The sequence below is a fragment of the Runella sp. MFBS21 genome (assembly GCF_029433105.1).
Classification (GTDB): Bacteria; Bacteroidota; Bacteroidia; order Cytophagales; family Spirosomataceae; genus Runella.
The window spans coordinates 14,964-36,113 of the sequence record NZ_JARNTW010000013.1 but is presented as its reverse complement, the minus strand read 5'-3'; the positions used below and the strand labels follow the sequence as shown (position 1 = coordinate 36,113).

Here is a 21,150-nt window from a genome sequence, read left to right as displayed (position 1 = left end):
AATGGCTGGGGTGCTAGGATTCGAAAATTCTTTTTAAACAATTGATATCTATAAGTGGCAAATTTTAAAATAGTTGTTTTACCCCCATTTTTACCCTCGTAGTAATCAGTTGAACATATAAATGACTTCATTTAACAGTATGCATATCATGCAATAAGGTTGATTTAATTTAAAAAATTCCAAACATCAAGGGAATCACTCATATTCTTGTAGATTTCAAATAAAATGAGGCTGAGCTTTAAAGCCAAGCCTCATTTTATTCATGGTATCCACTTTACTTTACTATCAGTAGTTTTTTGGTCACTTGCTTGCCTTCAGACTGCCAACGTAAAGTATAAGTTCCGCTTGGTACTTTAGAAAGATCTGTTTTATCTTCCTGCCAGCCACCTTCGCCTATGAAATTTTTGGCTGCTACTACCATACCTGCTACATTCACAAAATCTAAACTTGCTTGATGCCCTTTTGCTAGGTAATATCTTACTGTTACTTGCCCAGTGCTTGGATTGGGGTGTAGTTGTATTGACTCTTCAACATTTACCAAAAGAGCCTCCTTTTCTCCAACCACTCCCATTCTACCACCTCCGCAGCTATTTAGGATTAATCCTGCATGATTGTGGGTACCATTTGTTGTTCCATGCCACAAAGAATTTACATCTCCGTCTAAAGCGTTGCCACTAAAATCACTACCAAAAGCAGTGCCACTAAGCTTGGTTGAACCATTATAGAATTCTAACTCTCTTAACTCTCCATAGCCTTCACTACCTGATTGAAAACGTACTCGTTGATAGGAGTTAGTATTTCCAAAAGTAAATTCTTGCCATCCTCCTGTACCATTGACGGTAATCGTATAAAGATCTGTCCAATTGGAGCCATCATTGGAGCCTTGAATCTTGGCTCCATTCAGACGATGTAAGCAGCAGTCATTACGGAATAATATAATCACTTTATTAACAATACATCCACTACCACTACTACCATTGACTGTGACAGTTACACTACCATTAGAACTAGTACAACCATTGACTGAGCAAGTGGCGGTGTAGGTCGTTGTTTGGCTAGGCGATACACTGATACTCGTCCCACTAGCTCCTGTGCTCCAGTTAACGGTACCACTGCAATTAGAGGCTGATAGGGTAGTACTTTGACCTGAATTGATTGTGCTCGGATTGGCTGATAAACTCGGTGCGCCTGGGGGCGTACAACCTCCTGAGGAAGGATACAGGCGACAAGCAGGAACAATCTGGGTGCTTTGACCTGGATAAGTCCAGAAGAACTTAGCCTCATAACCACCGCCACCTTGTTTCCACTCTATTTTGATATCATACTTTTGACCCGCATTCAAGGTCACCGTAAAATTATGATCGGTGGCACCGTAATATCCCCAATCATCTACTACCTGATTGTTGTTGAACCACATTCTTACACCATCATCAGTCCGGATATTGAAAGTATAACTACCACTCACTGGGGCTTCTACTTGCCCTTCCCAACGTGCGGAGATGTTGGCTGCCTGAATATTAAGAATAGGTAAGTTTTGGCTTTCATCACCACTCATATCAATAGTGCTTTGAGTTAGCGTAGCAATAGGGCTACCTTGTAGCTCATGCCCACTGAAATAGTTTGCCGTTAGACCTGTGCCACTACCGCAGCCTCCACCTCCTCCATTAACATTGACTGTCACACTACCATTAGAACTAGTACAACCATTGGCTGAGCAAGTAGCGGTGTAAGTTGTTGTTTGAGTAGGACTTACACTGATGCTTACTCCTGTTGCACCAGTACTCCAGTTGACGGTACCACTGCAATTAGAGGCCGATAGGGTGGTACTTTGACCTGAATTAATCGTACTTGGATTGGCCGACAAACTCGGTGCACCTGGTGGCGTACAACCTCCTCCACAGCCTGAAATATTGTTCAAACCTATGGTAGCGGCACTTCCAGAATTTGCTGCATGCCACATATTTCCACTTGTATTACCGTCGAAAGCATATTGATACCCATAAAGTGATTCGTCCCACGAGCCACCTGTGGCAAAGGCAGTTCCACTGAGTTTGGTGTTGTTATTATAAAATTCCAATTCTCGTAACTCTCCATAGCCTTCGGGTCCCGCTTGAAAGCGTACAGATGAATAGGATGTTGTATTACCAAAAGTAAATTCCTGCCAGCCCCCATCTGCATTGACGTTAATGGTATAAAGATCATTCCAGTTGGAGCCATCATTTGAACCTTGAATTTTAGCTCCGTTCAGACGGTGAAGGCAGCAGTCATTACGGAACACCAAGCGAACTTTGTTGAGCGCACAACCACTACCTCCGCTTCCTCCTCCATTGACTGTGACAGTTACACTGCCATTAGAACTGGTACAACCATTAGCCGAACAAGTGGCGGTATAGATCGTTGTTTGAGTAGGACTTACACTGATGCTTGTCCCTGTCGCTCCCGTACTCCAGTTGACCGTACCACTACAATTAGAGGCCGATAAGGTAGTACTTTGACCTGAATTAATCGTATTTGGATTGGCCGATAAACTCGGTGCACCTGGTGGCGTACAACCACTACTAGGACATCCAACTGGTTGAAAAATAAATCGCTGATTATCACCATTATGGATGCCCCACAAATGAAGAAGATTCCCATTATCGGTATTATTTTGAGACACATCCACTACGAGTTGGTTGGTATGTTTAGGGTTAAGACGATAGCTACCATCATTCATATTGACAAATTGCCATTTTTGGTAATTAGCCCCGTTATAATCCCAAAGCTGTAATTCTGTGCCATAGCTTGTACCGCCATTAGGAGATTCTAGCGTTCTATTAGAGGTTGCTGCCATTACCTTATAAGCATCGCCATCGACACTTTCAAGCTTAAATATTTGATTGTTTTGTCCATTGTCTGGATACTGACGAATACGCGCACCATTCCCGTCATTATCCATTTGCATCATTTTATTAGACAATTTACTTTTAAGCGTATAACACCCATTCTGGAAAGGTAAATTATTCCCATTCTCCCTTGGATCAGTTTCAGCAAAGCATCCTGCAAAGTTTTCAAACATCCCATTAGCCACAAGCGTACTGCGAGAGACGAATTGATAGGTATCACCCACAACAGCAACTGCATATAATGTCCCATTGTGATAACGGGCATATAAACTCTGTCCATTGTCTAATACATAAGCAAAATCTCCTTCTAAATAACCACAAGTACCATTCGGTCCATTGCCTCCCGTTCCAGTGTTGCAATAATTTACCGTTACTACAATGCTGGTAGTACTATTTAAATCAGGGCGATTGGGAAAACTCCGGGTACAAGTGACGGTGTACTGGCCTGGCTCGCTGACCGAAAAATTGAAATTATCGCCCGAACCCGTAAAGGTTTGCCCGGTGGGTTGTACCGACCATGAGTGGGTATATTGCCCTTGCGTAGGCGAAAGCATATTGAGGTTGACAATGACCGAGGCAGGATCGGTAGTGGGATCGGCCAGGCAAGGCACTGAGCCTTGGCTGAAATAGGGCGCAGGAGGAGGCTGTACCTCAGGACAACCGGGATTATTGAGTAGATTTTCAGCAATACCAAGAGCTTGCCATGGTAGAAACCTAGTAATGTGTTCTGAATTATTATTAAACCCATAAACTGCTGCAAAAGGAGTCTGTCCCGCATTTCGAGCGTTATTGACGTTCAAAAACTCACGTTCATTTTGAGTATTACGTGAGCCTTGATAATCTATTGAACTAAAGGTGGGGATAAAACAAAAATCGAAAAATGTACCACTGTAAAATGTAGGTACGCGCCTCGGAATGGCAAATGAAGAACGCCCTCCTGGAAGAAAATCGTTATTAAAGGCACTCCCGTAATTTACAAGTGCCCCTCCCCAAAGAAACACGCCATTGGCCCAAAAGTTGAGGATTCGGCTGTTGTTATTGATTTGGTTGGTATAAGCTTCGATATAAGCCAACTGTGGGAGCGGCCCCGGCACAAATAGCCTTGAAGAAATCAAATTACTGCCATAACCATAGCGGGTAAACAATTCACGGTCAGAGGCATCCAGACTTCCATTAATCATGGCTATGTTTCGGCAATTTTGCGGATATCCACCGTTGCCCATGGCTTGTAATCGAGTGCGAAAACTATCAAATTCAGGATGTCTGTTCCCTGTTCCGTATAAATTGGGCCTGCCCCAATGTAATAGCATTTGGGTAGCGGCGGGGGTTTGGATAGCAGAATAATAATTGCCAAAAGTAGAAAATATACGTAAAAACACGTTGGTCAAAAAAGAGGGATTGGCCGCCCAGTACATTTGAGTGATGCTTACGGGTACATTGGCTCCTTGGTGGGGAGTGTCGAAAGGGATAAAAAGTTTCACATTGTGCGCGATACCGTCGTTCTCCATTTTTCGCAAGGCCCAACGTCCCACCAATCCACTCATACTTTGGCCAACAACAATCAACTGCTCATTGCCGACTTTTTCGTTGTTTACCTGAAGAATCACATTTTTTAGGACTTCGGCGTTGTTTTCAATAAAATCCCGTGCATTGTGATAATCCACCAATACCAAATCATAGCCTTGGTTCATATAAGGCTGAAAAGTAGCAATAGATTGTGCCTGGAGTCCATTTAAAGAGTTTTCATTTACAAAATCAAATCCTTCAGCAATGATGATGGGCTTGTTGAAGACTTGGTCACAACCCAAAATAATGCGCGTGTTGGCCCCAGGTACAGAGACAGCCTGACGACCATTTTTGAGTCGACTGTTCACCGAAATCGTATCCTGACGAACGGTCTCCGCCGTGACAGTGAACTCACGATAAATTTTTGGCCGTTCCAACTGCTTGACATCTATGCGCGAATGAAAAACGTAGGTACCCCGCTGGGTATAAATGCGCAGGGTGATGATACGCTCGCCTGTACTCGTAAAACGATAGGGAATAGCTTTGGCCTTCATTTCAAACGATTGGTAGCCTTTGCCATCCTGAAAATCTATTTCAAGCCGTTTTATCTCGTTTTTGTTGTTGCTGATGTGAAGATTTGGGTCAATCTTAAAGCTAACATCGGCTTGATAGATGTCTTTTTGCAGCACGGCGGCAGCCAGAAAAAACACCTTTTCGTATTGCTCTGATTTGGCTTTTTTGCCCTGTTGTTTTTCTTTACTGTTTTCTTCGGCTTGCTTTTCGTCCAAAAATGTCGCATCTAAATTGAGAATACCAATCGGTATTACGTTGTTATTACTTCGTTTATCAGCATCCTGTTCTATTAAGGTGCCGACATCTGGAATTTTGTCATTTCCCTTTCGTAAATCGGCCATGGAGAGTCGTTCGTAGAGGCTTTGCCATTCCCGGGCGTTGATGTTGGCTACAATCTGTCCTTTACGGTTGCGAACAGGCTTCCGAAAGTACTCCAATTCGTCGGTCGTAAAAGCACTTTTATTGAGCAGCAGGTTGTTTTTAATACCCGATAAATCGAAGTTATTGAGATACTCATCTACTTGTTTTTGGTAGGTATCTTTGTCTTTTTGAGCCGTAACTTCAAGCGAAGAAAATAAAGACAGCCCAAAAAGGAGAAGGAAACTAAAATTTTGCAATGAATTTTTATAATAGTTCGTTGACACGATTTTTTTCATTGTTGCAGCATTTTAGGGTGAATTTATTTAGGAATCATGATGAAATCATACTGAGTTTTTGAACCGATTTCTACCCTACAGCAGTTTTGGGTTTGCTGTCCGTTTAGAAATATTAGATAATCTCGATATTGAACCACTAGGCTTTTATCACTGTCGAAATTATTTCCTACCCCAAGTGAGTGAAATTCTTTTGGGGCATCAACATCCACATTATATTTACCATTGGAATCAGTGGATACTTTTTTCAAGTCGCTACTTACAGACCCCAATACCCCTTTCTGTCCGTAGATTACAATTTCAAGATTACTTACAGGCAATTTGGTATCATTATCAGTCACTGTACCGAATATGGTGGTTGTTCGGCTTTGAAAAGGGGCAGAGAAACAACCTTCTGTCAAACACAGCACAGCAACGGCATAGAGAAGAGTTTTCAGTAATTTTTTCATTTTTTTGTTATTTTGGGTTGAATAATCATTTAAGCAGAATATTCATACTCATTGTATATAGCTGCGCGTACGAACTTGAACATAATACCAACCGGTAGATAGTGTAGGATTAGTATTGAAAAGCCCCCCACTATTCACAATTGGTCTCAGTGGTAAAGAGGTCCAATCAATAGCCACTCCAATTACGCTACCGTATTTATCTAATTTTTCTACTTTATATTGGACTTGGTCAATTAATCGTATGGTTCTAAGTTGGCCTGCAATTCTAATACTGGCCTGATTGTTTACGCGCTGATATACTGTCCTTTGTAACGGTAGTGTAGGTTTGAAGAAAAGTGTGTATAATGATTATTACAAAGGTAAAAAAACACAACAACTCTTGTCAATACTGGAAATCCAGTATTTTACTAAGAAATCAAAAAAAAATAGCCAAAAGCGTGCTGCTTTTGGCTATTCAAAAACTACTCAAGTTTATTTTTTTTAAGGCGCATCTACTTTGCTATTCTGACTGTAAAAAACAATACTGCCCGTCGATTGATTTTTGATATGGACTTTCTTTTTGAAAATATTCTGCCCTTCGCATCCATCCGCACCACTCCCTGTTTTGGTAAAACTAGCATTAAAAAAAGTAGATTTTCCGATTCCAATCCGACTCGTGGTCACTTGCAACGGACTTCCAAAATTAGATTCATAAAACTGTACTGCCCCCGTACCCATATTGATTGTTTGCGGAGTTGTAGCCCCCAGCTGCGTAAAACGCGCTAAAGTCAACAAGCCATAACCAAATTGGTCGATTGAGACTGTTTTGCCCGATACCAACGTTGATGTGCCACCATTTTCTCCCCATACAATTCCATTGTAGCTAGCAGGATGCGTCGACATCCTGATGTTGCCTTCGTAGGTCGTTGAGGAGGAGTAAGAAGCCCTCAGTGCTCCCCAGGAATTGTTGCCTTCAATAAACTCCGCATCTGATTTGAAAACATCCGTTCCGTAAGCCCCTAATACCCAATGGTCTCCAAATTCGTTGTCGAATTTGATTGTTCCCTCAAAACGAGAGTAACCCGGACATACCCCTCCACCAATATAACCACTCGGCGTGGTACCTGTAACCCCAATTCGTTTCAGAGTGGTGTTTTTATGAAAGGTCGAATTTTGGTATTGAATGTAATCAGCTTGCAGGTTAAGCTCTCGATTGATGGACCACATATAGAAGAGTTTTACCAAGGTGTTGGGTCGATAAGAAGTAGGGCTCGAAGTTGAACCTAGCTGAATATTGAGCGGAGTGGAGCTGGCACTGCCATAGAAAGACGAATAACTCATCCGCAAATCCCCGTATAAAAAAGGAACCGACGGGGGAATGACAAAATCGGCTGCTTCTTCAAAATTACTCCAAGATAATTCTACCAAAGCACCCTCTCGGTTTTTAAGAATAAAATCTTCTTTGTACAAACAGCCTCCCAGCGAAATGTGTGCTTTGCGGGTGTCCACTTCGGTTTCGTCATCAAATTGAGCATTGCCCAGCCAAATGTAAGAATTGAAACTGTTGGTGTTGTCAAAAAAACGAGCCTTCTTAAGGCACTGGATTTTGCCTCCATTGAGACAGATTTGCAGGTGCCCCTCGTCGGCGTGGACGTTGCGAAACTCCACATCATCCTCAAAAACCGTGGGTGAATTGTAGGAATTATTGGCATCGACCACTACCAACCAGCCTTTGCCTACATTGCTGATGATTGTTTTGCCCTTGTAGGTATCAACAAACCCCCGACCTATCTCAAAAGTAGTCCAGTCGCCGGTGTGGGCTTCTAGCGTAAAATCGTTGTGGTAGGTATTGTTGCCCCCCATACCGCCGAGGTAATTGTTGGTACCCGCCGAATTGATACGCAAGGTGAGGTTGCCATAAAACTGACTGTTTTGCACATTTCCCGTGCGATTGGCATCAATCACTCCCCCGTTGGAAGTCAGATTGCCCCAGTTCATCCAGTACAGCCCGTAAACGGTCACGGTATAAGTCCCAATATTGAGATTGCCTCCACCTTCCACCGTCAAACCTCCCGTGACCACATTGGAGGTAAGGATAGGACAGGTACTACAACTAGCTACCACGGCCGCCGTAGAAGAGTTGGGAACGCCCGCACTCCAATTGCCCGCCGTGTTCCAATCTGTGTCTACGGCTCCCGTCCAGTAGGTTTGGGAATACCCCAAAAAAGGAAGTAGGAAAAGGAAGTAAAAAATAATCTTTTTCATTATTTGAATAGTTTGGAATAGCTAACGATGCTGTATATACTTTATCTATATCCGAATGATATTGACGTTGCCATTGACGACCCTGATTCTGACCGGACGCTTGCCGTTGCGAATCACCCTTGAAATCTGCGTGTGGCGGCTCATGAGGCGTTTGCTTTCGGTATCGACCACTTCTTCGGCTTTTATGGAGCCAAGGTCTAAAAAACTATTGACCCGATTGAGAATGTTGAAGTTTTTGTTTTGAACCAAGGTAATCACAAAATCCCCCGCAAAATTCAGCGGTATATACAAATCGACATTGCCTTCTTGGGCTTCAATCACCACGGGTTCCAGAGAGGTGGAGTTGACGGCCATTTGTACCACCACGCCCCCTAGGCGATTTTGAGCCCTTACGCCCATGCTGGCAGGAGCTACGTTGAGGCTTCCTTCGGTGGTTTTGAGGTGCACATTTTTTCCCGCATTTTTGACGACAATGTTACCTTTGACAGCCGTGAAAGTACCTCCCTCGGGGGCATTGGCTACTTCTACTTCGGCTTGTTCAAAACTCAAGTCAAAAGGGGCATAGCGGCGGGTTTTGAAGTAATTGGTGGTGGTTTTGTAAATGACCTTGCCTTCTTGGCTGATCCCTACCAAACCTCCACCCACGTCTTGCAGGGTGACGGTGCCCGTTTTGGTCATCACAAAACCGCTGGCATCCGAGTCGGTGACGGTGATGTTGTGATTGTCGGTTTTGAGTTCCATTCTGCCTGAGGAACGCACGACCGAGAGGTTTCCTTTTTCGGCTCTTCCAATCACGTTGGCATTGACATCAATCAAAGAAACATCGCCCGTTGAGGTCAGGAAGTTGAGTTTGTAATTGGGGGGAACGGGCAAGGTCACATTGCCGTGGGATTTGCCTTCATCTTCTTTTTTGGTAAAGACCGTGACCTTGTTATTGGCCGTTTCGTTGCGTCGTTTGATGAGTGAATCGGCTTTGTTTTGGCGATTGCTGAGGGCTCCCTTGACGGCGGTGACGCTATTGGCTCCCGCAAAAGTAACACCTCCGCTGGTCAACAACCGAACTTCTACCGTGGAATCGCTGGGGTAGCGTTGGGCAATGGCCGATAAATAACCGCAGCCTAAAAGTAAAAGTAAAATTAGATTCTTTTTCATACCTAATTAATTTGAATAGAATTACCTCTTATAGAGCGTAATGGATTAATTTGATTTAATTTCCGCTTCGTATTCGGCTCCGGCGGCAATCGTAAAACCTGCTTGGATTGTCACTTCCTCACAAGCAAAATCTTTTTCCGCTTGACCGCTAGCAAGCGTACCGCTCCGCGTAATGGTAGTGATACAAATACTACTATCTTCTAAAAGTTCTTTAGATACACTGGCCACCATGCCCGAAAAAGAACCTACCGAGCAGGGCACTGACTGGCCAACATAATTGTAACAGAACTCTTTGAGTAAACGCCCCTCATGGTCTTTGACTTTTGCAAGTCGATTAAAGGAATCATACTCATATTCAATTTTTAGGGAATTAGGGTCGATTTCTTCTTTGACTCCAATCAAGGAATAATAATCATAGGTAATGGTTTGACCACTCGTTGTTTTGGTGGCCACCAAGTTTCTCTTACCCGCGCTACTATGATAGGTAAGGGTCGTGTTAAGGCCATTTTGGGGGGTGTAAGCCAACAGATTACCTTGGGTATCATAATTGTCAAAAGTCACTTTGGTGACTAAAGGGCCTCCTCTCTGCGATACCTCCACGCTCGACGGCTTGAAAAATGATGAATGATATTTTTGATAATGGGTTGTCTCCACAGATTGGGTTTGACCTCCTACTTTAACGGTTTTTTCAATCACGGGTGCAAGGATGTTGGCATTGACCATGTCTTGGTAAGGAGTCGACGAGCCTCCTGAAACCATTTCGTGCGGATACTTAAAAATTTGTTCCTGCGTTTGGTTTTTGCTATCTACCGTACTCGTAGAGGTAACCTGTAAATGCTGGGTACTGTTGTAAGACGTAGTAGAAATCACTTCTGTATAAGTGGTATTAGATACATCCGTCAAATCATATACGCGTTCGGTTTTTTGCTTGATATACCAAAAGTTAGAAGGAAGATTATACACATGTTTTACTACCTTGACATCAGTCTCTCCATCTGGTAAAAGCTGATCTCCAATATAATACCTCATTCCTTTATACAACTGGGCTACGTTGGATTTTGCCACAATGGAGTCGTATAATACCTCCCGAACTTTGAAATTTGAGTTGCTAAAATACACTTCTTTAGACAGCATTCCGTTTTTGCCGTTGTACTCGGAGGGTAAATCTGGAAAAAGAGCGGGTGAAGGAGATTCGGGAGTATTATGATAGCGGTATTCCGACAGTCCATTACCGTCAGATACCATTACTCGGCTGTAACCCACGTGGGAGCCACTGGCCGACGTCCCTAGGGGAGCCAGACTATTGGCTGCCACTTTAATCCCCCACCATAAACGGTTGCAAGGATAATCAACTCCATGCCCAGCCGCCTCTTGGATATTTAATATCTCAGGGTAACCATAATTAAACAAAATGGGAACCTTCATTTGAACACCACTGCTGCTGTTATCTACGTTTGTGTATTGGAAGTTCTGAACGCGAGCCACGTTGCTGGCATCATGGTGCACAATTTTCTTTATCCTTAATCCCGCAATGGGCTTTTCCTCATTGCTTACCGTAAAGTGCAAGGTTCGTACGCTGATTCGAGGAGCGGGAAAAAGTGGATTGGTGCGTTGCACGGCTAAGTCATAGATGCCTGGGCTAAGCTTCAAAAAGATGGTCTGCTTATAAGTGCAAAATGAGACTGAGCCGTTTGGAGTACAACTCTTACTCAACCAATCCGTAAAGTATCTCTCATTGATTACACTTCCGCTTTTAGATAACTTTGCGTACCAGTCTGAGGCACCCGCAGAGCCACTATTTTGGGGGTCTTGACATACATAAGGCCAGCCATCGCATGACAACTCAAAAGTGATTTCGGCATAGGTATCGTTGTTGGTCACTAAAAAACTAGTATCAGCCTGCGCCAACGTTGCTTCGTACACATGAGTCACCACTTCTTCGGTCTTGTCAATGGCCACGTTGGTTTCATGCGTAAATTCAGTGCTTCCACCCGTAGGATATTTCATTTTTTTGAGTGATCCCCTCTTTTTAAAAGTCGTATCCGTCGAACGGTCGATGCCATTGAGGGTGCTTCCAAAACCTACTACGTGAAAAGCATAGGTGTTGAAACCTATTTTGGAAGCGGCCATTTTAGGGTAATAGAGCTGAGGAATGATATTAGGGCTGCTATTGTTGGCTAACTTTCCATTCCAATATCCCCAATAATCCTTGGCGCGGGAAGTTTTGGCCGGGAGTAAAACCGGACTTAGCACGTTACCATAGGCATCAGTACTGTCTCCTTCATACACAAATTTATAAGCAGGAAGGGTAGATGTACCGTTGGTTCCCACTTCTTGAAGTGAGTCCAACCTCAAACGTAAATTGTTATATTTCAACAAATTGCCCGCCAAATTAAGCGGAGGAGATAAGTGACTAATGACCGATTGGTTAAAATAACTTTGAGAAAAGTTCCATTTCTTTACCAAACTATTGGTTGTATCGCGCACTTCAATGGAACTCAGTTTTTGGGGGTTGAGAATGTCATTGCTCAATAAGGTTTGAGAATTGTCGTCAATGGCCGCAAGGGCCACCAAACCCGCATAAGGAAGGGTTGAACCCGCAGAATCTGAACGATAACGCTGGATGTCTTCGCGGTCGTTCATTACAAAATGTACTTTACCATTGGTAAACGTAATGGATTCTAAATAAGAGTTTCGGGAAAAATTGGCGGAGACGGTGGTTTTATTGGCTAAATCGCTGCTCGACAATGTATAGGCCGTGGTACAATTGGGGTCACTAAGGTTGGAGGATGTTTCAGTGTCACTGGTACTTTGGATTTGATTGGTACTGAGCCGACTTACCGAATAAAACTTCCCAGCGCGGTTGTAATGAAACAAAACGGTGGTATTGCTTTGGGGTGAATAAATGGAAGTGAGGTACCAAGCTGTAATATTGTGGGCGTTTTCGTTGTTGTATTCAAGCACCGGCATGGGGTCACTGTCGGCAGTAGTAGCGCTATAACTACTCGAACTAGCCGCCGTTGTATTGATTTCTTGTTCGCTAAAAGTGTATTTTATGCCATTTTCGTCAATGATTTCCCACACATATTGGTATTGAAAAATACTACTTCCCGTTCGACTTAGGCAGGTAATTTTTACGTCTGATTGATCTAGCAAAATACCTTTAAGGGGAAAATAGGGAGCGGAGGTTTTGTTTTCTAAGATAAATTTTCCCGACTTGCCGCCGATATTATAATAAAACAGGTCAGGCTCGGTATCAAGTCTAGGGTTGGTATAAGGGATGGCTTTCTGCATAAAATTGGTATTGGCCGTAGGGTCAGGCAAATAAGTATCCACTGGTGGATTGAAAGCATAGCCTGTCGTATCCCTAAAATCATCTCTTCCTCTGATAGTTCGCGTGATGGCTCCCCCCGCGTTTAGGCTAAACCCTAATCCCACCCAGGAAGCTTCCTCTTCCACCCGAATTCCCCCATGATGATAACTGAGGGAAATAGGGACCATAATATCTTGGTCTTGAATGGTATAAAGGGGGATGGAATTATTGACCAAGCCCGTGTAATAGCTCACGGGAATGTCACCAAATTTTCCTAAAGCAGCCGCATTGGGAGAAGGGGGAATGACCTTAGGGGCGTACTGATCTTGGGCAAAAGCCCCCTGCACTATCATACCGAGTGATAGTATCAAGTGTGTAAGTTTCATAATGACTGCTTTTACTCTTTTACAATGATTTTGCTAAATATGCCTTGGGGGGTTTGTACCTTGAGGATATAAACGCCTGCTTTTAATGGGTGCGTAGAAAGTTGGCTGTGGTTTTCGGCCCGTCCCCACGGCTGGCTGTAGAGCAAGCGTCCCGTCAAATCTACTACTTGCAGGCTTGTTTCCTCGGTAGCGGTGACTTTCTTCAGATGTACCTCTGTCTGGGTTCCTACTGGATTGGGATACACCTGTAGTTCAGCGTTTGCGTCGTTTACGGTTAGGTTTTGTTCTAACACCACTGGGCGCTCAGTACTACAACCTGTTTGACTCATTATCTTTAGGAAAACAGGCATATGGGTGGTTGGAGCTATCCCACTCCAAACCATGCCACTACTTGGAATGGTTTGGGCAGCTTCTGACCCGAAGTCAGCAGTGCTCGCACGCCACTCAAAACGGTCGGTCGGCTGATAACCAGACACTATCACGTTGGTTTGTCCTTGGTGGGTTATCACCTGGGTAGTGACCGAACTACGATTGCATTGGAGTCCCACGTTGAGATGATCAAGCGTCGTTCCCACGGAAGCCGTTTGAAATCTATACCGAATCTCGCTGGGTGTAGACTTGAGGGTTTCGGTAGGTATTGCCAACTGAAGCCCCTGATAAATACCTTGAGAAGTAGCTATTTTGATTTCGTAACTCGTATGTGGTTTGAGATCAGCACTTAGGTTTTGGTGGTCAAACCAGTATTGTCCTTGGGCATCCGTTTGGGTGCTTCCCAGCAGTTGCCCTGCTTGGTCATAAAGCTCCAAAACTACCTGTGCTGCCACGCCCTCTTGCGGGTCAAAAAGACCATTTTGGTTACTATCCCACCATACTTGACTACCTATACTGATAGGGGGGGATTGGGTGATTAGCTCAATATCGCCTACACCATTGGCTTTGGCAAAATAGCCCGTTTGCATATTGCGATAGAGCGATACGCCTCCCAAGGGTTCCCCCGTCTGAGCGTCAAAAATCATATAACCTGCGTTATTGAATTCGGCAGTGGGCTCGTGAGCGGTATGAAATAGCTGGGTTTGGATACCATTGTGCCACAAGGCCAATCCTCCCGCTCCTGTTTCGGCGTGCATGGTTTGGCCTTGCCACCGAAAAGCATCCCCAAAATAAAACTCTCCTCCGGCGGGACCTTCACCGTTGTCGCTGCCTGCACTTACGGCACTACCAGCGCGGGCGTTTTGCTCTATACGTAAGTTTTTGCGCCAACGACTTTCACTGGCTTCGCGCAGGGGCTTGCGAGGTGCTATTTTGAGCACATCCCCGGCGGCGATGCCCGTATAAACCCCCTGACCGTGGGGGTCGGGCTGGTCGGTGCCTGTTTGGTGCCCTAGCCGGTCCATGAACCCTAAAATCATGGAGCCATCAGTATCAAACTCAATATCTGATAAAATGGGTTGTGCATACGATAAGTTACCAGGGTAGCTGGACTGTTTGGCAAGGTTGATATCATTGCTCCAAGGGTGCCAACGTGCCGAAGCGCGAGGATAATCAAGGGGTACCCGAAGTACTTCGGTGTATTGCTGCTGACTAGGGTCAAAACTCCATACTACCGCTTGTAAATCGGCTGCCTTTTGGGAAAGCGAAGCATCGCATACAGCCCCTACAAACACGCGATTGGCGTGGTATTTAACGGCAAAAGGACGCCAAATGCCTGCCTTGGAAGAAAGAGTTGGAAGCGGATAGGCGACTACCTGTCCTATCCGGACGGTGCTATCAGACCCTATCAATGACAAACCGTACAAGCTACGATTGTATAGGTTCATGACGTAAAGTACGCGCCCATCCGCTGATACATCAAGCCCTCCTAGGCTCATTTGACCGATGAGATTGTACATGGCGGCATCTTTGGCCGATTTACCCAATACTGTAGCGACCTCTCGCTGTAATCCTTTTGGACGAGTAGCAATGCCTTGACGGTCAAAATCATACAGCAATTGGGTGTGCAGCGGCGACTGAATGCTACTGCGGTAAATGGCTCCACTGCCTCCTGGGCCAAACCCAACGTGGCGTTTAGCCAAAGCGGCTGCATAGACTTGTCGACGGCTCACATCGTGGGCTAAGCCCCATACGGCACCCACTTGCCCAAAAGTGGCTAAAACAGAGGTTTGATCCGTCCCCAAAGTACGCAACACAATGGCTGGGGTGGAGGCTGCTCCGGTAGCCTGGGCACTGGCGTGTACATAGACGGGGGTGGCTACTTGCGGAAGCGCACTCCCTCCAAACTCGGGCTGGTAGGCTTGCCAATTTTGGTGGGTAGCAGGACTTTTGACCATTCGGTGGCGCGATTGGCGACTGACCAACGACCAGGTGGCTCCGCTTCCCAAGGTCGCCGTGGGTAGGCTTACTTCCAAGCGCACGGTTTGACCCGCTGGAATGGCCAACTCATAAAAACCGTTGTTTTGGGTAGTGGCACTAGCCACTATTTTTGCGGCGCTGTCATAGGCGCGTATGGTACAGTGGGCAAGCCCCCCTTCTCGCTGGCTTAGTTGAACTCGTCCGCTGATTTGGGATACAGCCAAGTTAGACCATAAACAAAATATAATAGAAAATCGCTTCATAATGAACGATGATTGGTTCACATTTGATATTTCAGTAATAGTTACTCTTTGGCTACTCTAAAGACAAAGCAAGCCCTTAGGCAATTATTCCAAAATGCCTTTACTTGATTGATGAGTTTTTATTATTTTTTAGAAAAGTAGGTTCTATTTTTTTACCTTGTTCTCATGAAATCTGAGTTAGGTTATTATTTTATATCTGATGGGAGTACCACCTTATTAAAATCTAAAACTGGGTTTTTTAGTAGGTTACCTACATAAAATGTACTGTCACTTTTAAGAGTATTAAGTATTTTTAAATTATTTTGACTTCCATTGAATTTACGTTCGTATGTAGTACCAGTTTCATATAGATAATAAATTAAAAATCCTGTTTTAGAAGAAAAATAGCTAAAGTATCCATCGCTTCTATTGAAGTAGGTCTCCTTAAATTCATATACTTCAATTTTCTCACCATTAATGCTATAGGTTTTAGCTCTGTTTAACTTTGAGATAGTAGAATCAATAGGTGAAATAAAATTCTTTCTTGGCAAGAAATCAACAAATGAATAAACCAGTTGTTTATGTATTCCTTTTATTTGACTTATTCCTTTAGAATTAACGATCAGCTTTACTTTGGATTTTTCGAAATTGGTAATTTCAAAAATACTATCATTTTCTACTACATAGGTTAAATAAAAATTTTCTTTTTTAACAAGACTTCCATCTCGAAATTTACATTCAAAGACAATTAAATCTTGCTTTTCTGATCTACAGCAAGAATAAGACACAAAAAGAGATAGTAAAATTAGCTTTTTCATTTTGTCTTCATCGTACATCCAATCCACCTTCATAAGACCACATATGTTTAAACACAAATTCGACGCTATAATTTACGCCAATACTTTTATTAGCTTCTATTATCCCTCTTAGTGCTTGTTCAGGCCATAAATTAGAATTTTGAGCCCCTATTCCATTTTTTGTGTAATCATCTCTTACCTTAACATGTTGAAAATGATTAGTTAACCCCATTACATTATCTTTCTGTTGCTGAGTCAATCTTAAATTACTATTGTTTAATTTTTTATCATCTTTGAAGTCTAACGCAGTATTTTCAGCATGGATGAATGATTCATGAAAAATTGTAACTAATTTAGAAAACACAGTCCGAGTAGGATCATTATCAATGGCAACCTTTATTTCTACTCTATTTGTAGTTTTTTTACCTTCAGTTGTACCACTTGTCTCCGGATTTTTTATATTTTCACTGATATATGTAAGATTAACTCCTTCTTGATGCATTTTTCCGGCCTTTGAATATTTATGACCAGCAATAATTTGATCTTTACTTGCAAATTTAGACAGAAATGAAATGCCTTGTTTTGTACGCGCAAATGCGTAAAATGCTTTTAATGCTGTCTTGTCATTTATCAATGATTTATCAATTGAAATAGAATCACCATTAACATCTATAAATCTTACTGGGTTATCGTAAGCATAATTATACGGTGACCAATTTGGCATTCTTTCTGCTGGAGGATCCACCTTATCAAATTAACCTAAAATCATGGAACAGAACATTCTTTATCAAAATACCAACTTCCATCATAAACACTATATTTTTTTTTATTTATACTATCTAATGTATGCCCTTTTGCCAACCTTAAAAAATAGTAAGTACATCTATCATGCCATGGTATAGAAAAATAAACATTTCCAACTTTATCAACTCTAAATAATAAAACCTCAATACTATCATAAAAGGATAGCAATTTTTCTATTTTAGCTTTTAGTTCTTTAGGTATATTTTTTTCACCATTTCTATCTAAAAAGCTTATATTTTTATTCAAAAAATTTTTTTTAATTTTGTACGATTGGCTATTTATTTCAATAAAATATGTGTCATTTCTTTTAGTTATTTGCATATCATTATAAATTGAAAAATCTAATTTACTTATTGAATCAAATTTTAATTTTATGTCATCATTTTTATTTTTACAATCAAAAAAAATAAAAATAAAAATAAATAGTGCGATTATATTAATGGATCTTTTCATCGTGTTAAATTCCTGTATTTAAACTTTTGTGAATGGTAAATACCCTTTTTTATAGAATTTTGATCATCCTTGGAGTCCCATTGAGAAGGATAACCATTTCTACGTGGGTTTACAACGCTGTTAAAGTGAGCCCCAGCACTTAGTTCTGCATAACCAAAACCAGCTGTATAGCCTGTTGCTCCCCAAAGATAATTGCCAAAATTGCCAAAGTTATGTGCAGTATTTTCTCCTTTCGGAAGAAATAACGTATTTGATTTTTCACCATCAAACTTAGAATCTGGATATTTATCTTTAAGGATTGTGAAAGCATAGTCAAATTTCTTGCTTCCTTGACTTTGCCATCCAAAATTTACCATTCCAGTTTCAAATGCTCCTTGCTCTCGCATAAGAGATTGAATTTCATTATCACTCATAATTTCAAGATGATTTATTTGTCCCTCTCTAATTTGTTTGGAATCATTTACAGGGTCGGCAAAATCAAAGTATTCTCCATTCCAAACTTCTTGTTTCTTTTTCCCTTTTCCGATTGTTTGCATAGTTCCATAAGAACCAACCTGACCACTTTGATCTGTATCAAACAAACCCAGATAGGCACCAGTATTACTATCAAATCTATAGGTGCTGTCACCATTAATATCGATATTTGAAATTGGATTATTTAAAGCGTAATGATAAGCTGAATGCGAATAATACTTTTCAGCAAATCTGTCGACCCCAAACCATCTCCCCACCGACGCATCATACTGCCTTGCCCCATAATCTAGCAAACCCGTTTGAGGCTGTAGCTCCTTGCCATTGTACAAATACTTATTTACCAATCGTAATGAGTCACTCGTAGTGGGTAAAAGTGGTATTTGCAGCCCAAAAGCATAGTAATCGCTTCTTTGTAGTACTTTGCCTGAGTCACTCACTACTACACGAGTATTGCCTAGGTGGTCATTCAAATAGTATTGATATTCCCCCGTGCTACTTGTGTTATAAATATATTGGCCTTCTCCAGTGGCTATTCGCTTTAAATGGTTGCCTTCCCATTCTACACTTCCTGCATAACGCGTACTTTCGCTTTTGGTTACATCGGCGGTGTTGCTATACACCAACTGATGCTTTTGCCCACTCGCATCGTAATAATAAGCCAATGTACTACTATCAATCGTGATTTGCCGTACCAAATTTAACAAATTATATTGCAAATTACCAACCGAAATCCCCTTATTCAAATCTTGTGTTAGGTTACCATTGGCATCGTAGGCATAAGACCCCATTCCTCCCGTGGAGGCTTCTTTGAAACCAGCTGCATGGCTACTATGATCCACAATGCCATTCAATCGGTTGCCTTGGGAGTAGTGATAAGTTAGGTCATCAATGAGTGTACCATTTTGCCAACGTTTGAGCGTGTTCAAGTTGCCGTTGAGGTCATATCCTAAGCCACCCTCATTGGTTCCTCCAGCACTACCTGTACTCAGGAGGCGGTTGAGGCCGTCGTAGCTAAAGCTGTAGCCTCCATTATGGGTGTCGTCATAGTCCTCCCAACTCATATCCGAAATATTGCCATTGGTGTAAGTCCCACCACCTTGTCCGTACGCCAGTAGGTATTTAAACTGCGTTTGAGCCGAAATTTGGTCTTGTTTCTTCAATAAGGTATGCCCCGCCGTTTGCCATCCTCGGATACTGTAAGTATAAGCCGTTTGGCGGCGAAATTTGGCTCCGTCGGTACTGTGAAGCCATTTTTGGTTGAGTTGTCCCAATTCGTTGTAATCTGTGGCAGCCAATGTCACTTGTGGCTGGGCTATTCCATCACGGGTAATTTGGTGTTTTACCCATAGCAATCGGTCAGCATGGTCGTAGCCGTATTCTTTTTCGATACTCACAACCGAGCTACTAGTCCCCTGCTGCTCCCGCTCCTTAGCAATCACCGTCGCTATGGCGTATTTGTATTGAATAGAAAGCCGCAGTACGGGATCGTTTTCACCCAAAAAACCGAAAAGTTGCTTGATTGTTTGGATAGGACGGTAGTTGTCGTCGTAGTAAATAGTGCTAATCAAAAAATCACCATACGAGCCGTCGGGATTCAACATACGGCTACGTGCACCCGTCGTTTGTCCTTTCAAAGCCGTATGGGGCGTGAGGCTGTATTGGTCTGCATAAGCCAAGGCTCCCCAATTGGTGTAGTTATCGTAATAAGTGACATTCAACACCCCACTTTCATCTGACAAACTTGGCAGGGTGGCTGTGAGGCTATACTTGACTTCTCCTGCTCCCGTTAGGGTTTCGTGGTGACCATTGGAAAGAAGCTGTAGAGGAGTAGGAGCTACACTATTGTTGATTTCGCCCGTCACAATCGGACGATTCAGCGCATCATACTTTGTAAATGACCAGGTGTCACGGACACGCTGATTACCGTCTCGACTGAGCACCAGACGGTCGTACTGGTCGTAGCGCATTTCTACACTTTCAGCACCTGGTACTTGTTTTTCGGTGAGTCTACCACGGTCGTCATAGCGGTATAAGAACGCAAATTTGTGGGTGCTGCTTTCATTTTGGTACATGGGCTGGAGTACCGCTCGGAGCTGACCCAAATCGTCATAGACGTAGTAAGTATCAGCAAAAGTGGAGCCTTCTACTACCGCTCTTTTTAAGATGACTTGCCCCAGCTTGTCTTTGAATTCAATAGCTATTTTTCCATTTTCGTCGGTCACTTTCACAAACGAAAGTTGTCCGTTGATATAGTTTCCATTAGCTACGACGGTGTTTTCAAGATTGGTATGCTCCTGAAAATCATACCGCTTCACCGTTGTCAGGGCATTGGCATTGTTGTTGACCCCATAAGCTAGGTAGGAATAACTACTTTGTCCGGGAGCTTGCTGCTCTAAGGGTCGATTGAGAGGAGAACTTTCGAAAGTGGTTTCATTGTAGGGACGCGTATTGTCGGCGGGAGAAAATTGAAGGGTATTGCTACCATAAAAAGTATTTTGCAAGCTGGAGGCATTGCTGCGAAAGCTACCAGCACTACCTGCATCAGTAAAGGGCAAGAACTGCTTAGGTTCACGTCCATAGGCATCATAGGCTTGATGAACGATGATATCTTTTCCAGTAGGGCTTTGTCCCACCGCCACTTGCTGAATGGGACGACCTAAGCCATCCATATACTGTACTTGAGTGGTTGTTTTGGCAACATTTCCTGCGTCGGCAGCTTGCCCATCTTTATAAGTACGGGAGATGATATAATTTTGAGCGGAGGCATTTAGGGAACAAAGTCCCATAAAACTTAGCCAGCTACAGAAAAAAACAAGCCATGTAGGTATCAATCTACGCTGCATAAGAAGAAATGGTTAAGAGGAAGTAGC

10 protein-coding genes are annotated in these 21,150 nt (G+C 42.9%); all 10 read right to left on the bottom strand.

The window, feature by feature from the left end; all coding sequences use genetic code 11:
* Positions 1-274: 274 nt before the first annotated feature.
* Positions 275-5,620, bottom strand: a complete 5,346-nt coding sequence (locus P1X15_RS21440; protein WP_277340190.1) for an RICIN domain-containing protein — start codon at positions 5,618-5,620, stop codon at positions 275-277.
* 23 nt (positions 5,621-5,643) lie between these two features.
* A complete protein-coding gene (locus tag P1X15_RS21435) occupies positions 5,644-6,066 on the bottom strand; it encodes a hypothetical protein (protein WP_277340189.1) in 423 nt (140 codons plus the stop codon).
* A 480-nt stretch (positions 6,067-6,546) separates the two neighbouring features.
* Positions 6,547-8,310: a hypothetical protein gene (locus P1X15_RS21430; protein WP_277340188.1), complete on the bottom strand. Its 1,764-nt coding sequence runs from the start codon at positions 8,308-8,310 to the stop codon at positions 6,547-6,549.
* Between the two features lie 45 nt (positions 8,311-8,355).
* A complete protein-coding gene (locus P1X15_RS21425) occupies positions 8,356-9,462 on the bottom strand; it encodes a hypothetical protein (RefSeq protein WP_277340187.1) in 1,107 nt (368 codons plus the stop codon).
* Between the two features lie 45 nt (positions 9,463-9,507).
* Positions 9,508-13,161 (bottom strand): hypothetical protein, encoded by a 3,654-nt coding sequence (locus P1X15_RS21420; RefSeq protein WP_277340186.1) that lies wholly within the window; start codon positions 13,159-13,161, stop codon positions 9,508-9,510.
* Positions 13,162-13,172: 11 nt separating this feature from the next.
* Entirely contained in the window at positions 13,173-15,773 is a 2,601-nt protein-coding gene (locus P1X15_RS21415) for an SdrD B-like domain-containing protein (protein ID WP_277340185.1), read from the bottom strand.
* A gap of 185 nt (positions 15,774-15,958) precedes the next feature.
* Complete coding sequence (locus tag P1X15_RS21410) at positions 15,959-16,570, bottom strand: hypothetical protein (RefSeq protein ID WP_277340184.1); 612 nt, start codon at positions 16,568-16,570, stop codon at positions 15,959-15,961.
* A gap of 7 nt (positions 16,571-16,577) precedes the next feature.
* Positions 16,578-17,294, bottom strand: coding sequence for a hypothetical protein (locus P1X15_RS21405; RefSeq protein WP_277340183.1), 717 nt, complete (start codon positions 17,292-17,294; stop codon positions 16,578-16,580).
* A 20-nt stretch (positions 17,295-17,314) separates the two neighbouring features.
* On the bottom strand, positions 17,315-17,806 hold the full coding sequence (locus P1X15_RS21400; protein ID WP_277340181.1) for a hypothetical protein: 492 nt from the start codon (positions 17,804-17,806) through the stop codon (positions 17,315-17,317).
* The gene (locus tag P1X15_RS21395; protein ID WP_277340180.1) at positions 17,803-21,123 is read right to left on the bottom strand and encodes a DUF6443 domain-containing protein; all 3,321 of its coding nucleotides are present in this window, start codon (positions 21,121-21,123) and stop codon (positions 17,803-17,805) included. Before P1X15_RS21395 ends, P1X15_RS21400 begins: the two co-directional genes overlap by 4 nt.
* Positions 21,124-21,150: the final 27 nt, after the last annotated feature.